A 1,865-nucleotide genomic window follows, 5' to 3' on the forward strand; every position below is an offset into this window, starting at 1 on the left:
AGGGGGCGTTGCAAAATAGATGAGTAATCATCTATGGAGCATCGCTCTCTTTTTGTGTCTGAAAACAGAAAACGGACTCCGAAGAGTCCGTCAATCATGGTATAATAAGTTATGACGAGTAACTTAATACACACAAAAAATTATACCGAACTTGGCGAATGTTATCAACTGGTTTTGCCATTAAGTTTGGAAGGTATGGTTCCTGATGATGATTCTGTCCGACTGCTGAGCCATGAATTGGAGGAATTGGATTACACATTGTTGTATCAGGCTTACTCTGCCAAAGGCAGAAATCCGGCAGTAGACCCAAAGACCATGTTCAAGATCCTGACCTATGCATATTCACAAAATATCTACTCTTCAAGAAAGATTGAAACTGCCTGCCGCAGAGATATCAACTTTATGTGGCTGTTGGCCGGTCAAAAAACACCTGACCATAGTACGATTGCAAGATTCCGTACTGGTTTTCTGGCTGAAGCATGCGAAGATCTATTTTATCAGATGGTACGCCGTCTGGCTGCAATGGGAGAAATTTCAAAAGAGACTGTTTTTATAGACGGCACAAAATTAGAGGCTTGTGCCAATAAGTATACGTTTGTATGGAAAAAATCTGTAGGTAAGTGGGAAGAAAAAATGTTTTCAAAGATAGCAACTGCTATCTCAGTGATCAACCAGGAGTACATGCAATCCTTCACGATCACCAAAGAAAACCGAACATCAGATTTGCAGAAGATCATGGCTTTTCTGGACAATTATTGTCGTGAGTATGGGATATGCTTCGTGTATGGTCGTGGGAAAAGAAAAAGCATTCATCAAAGATACCATGAATTATTCCGGCGTTTTCTTGATCGACAGTTACTGTATGATCTGCATCATTCCAGATTCGGAGACCGTAACAGTTATTCCAAAACAGATGTGGATGCTACATTTATGCATATGAAAGATGATCACATGAGAAACGCCCAGCTGAAGCCGGGATATAATGTCCAGATTGGAGTTGACAGTGAATACATTGTAGCGGCAGATATTTTCTCTGATCGTAATGATGTCTGGACGCTGGTTCCATTCTTAAAAACAATGGAGAAAAAACTTGGATTTAAATATCCAAGTGTGACAGCCGATTCAGGATATGAAAGCGAAGAGGGCTATGAATTCCTGAAAGAGAACGGGCAGGTTCCATATATAAAACCACAAACTTACGAGAAATGGAAAAGACGCAGTTTTAAGAAGGATATCAGCAAACGAGAGAACATGGCTTATGATGAAGAAAAGGATCATTATATCTGTCATGCAGGGAAATATCTGAAACCGATATTTATAAAAACCCAGAAAAGTAAAAGTGGCTATAAATCAGAAGTTACTGTATATGAATGCGAAAACTGCAGTGGTTGTCCGCATAAAGAAAAGTGTACAAAAGCCAAAGGAAACAAACGTCTTTACGTATCCAAGAACTTTATCGACAAAAGACAGGAATCTTATGAAAACATCAAAAGTGACACAGGAATAAAATATCGCATGAACAGATCCATACAGGTAGAAGGAGCCTTTGGAGTCTTGAAAAGCGACTATGAATTCCAAAGATTTCTGCTTCGTGGAAAAACCAAAGTAAAAATTGAGTTTTTGTTACTCAGTTTGGGATATAATATCAACAAATTGCATGCCAAAATACAAACCAATCGTACAGAGAGCCATCTCTTTGAAGTAAAAACAGCATAAAAATCCTGAAAAAGTGAAAGGGTTTATTAAAGTACGTCAAAAAATAGAGAAGATGTCCACATTTCTGAGGATCTTCTCTATTTTTAACAAAAAGCGAGGGAGCCTCGCTCCATAACTGACTAATCAGTTATTTTGCGACACTCCCTTTT

At 38.6% G+C, this 1,865-nt stretch carries 1 protein-coding gene; it reads left to right on the top strand.

The window, feature by feature from the left end:
• Window positions 1–111: 111 nt before the first annotated feature.
• On the top strand, window positions 112–1,716 hold the full coding sequence (locus tag JQM82_RS15395; RefSeq protein WP_235251291.1) for an IS1182 family transposase: 1,605 nt from the start codon (window positions 112–114) through the stop codon (window positions 1,714–1,716).
• Window positions 1,717–1,865 lie beyond the last annotated feature (149 nt).

This window comes from Faecalicatena contorta (assembly GCF_021531995.1).
GTDB lineage: Bacteria > Bacillota > Clostridia > Lachnospirales > Lachnospiraceae > Dorea_A > Dorea_A contorta_A.

Bases quoted from the DNA above. Each gene is read 5' to 3' on its own strand.
- JQM82_RS15395 (WP_235251291.1), top strand. From the start codon at position 112: ATGACGAGTAACTTAATACACACAAAAAATTATACCGAACTTGGCGAA.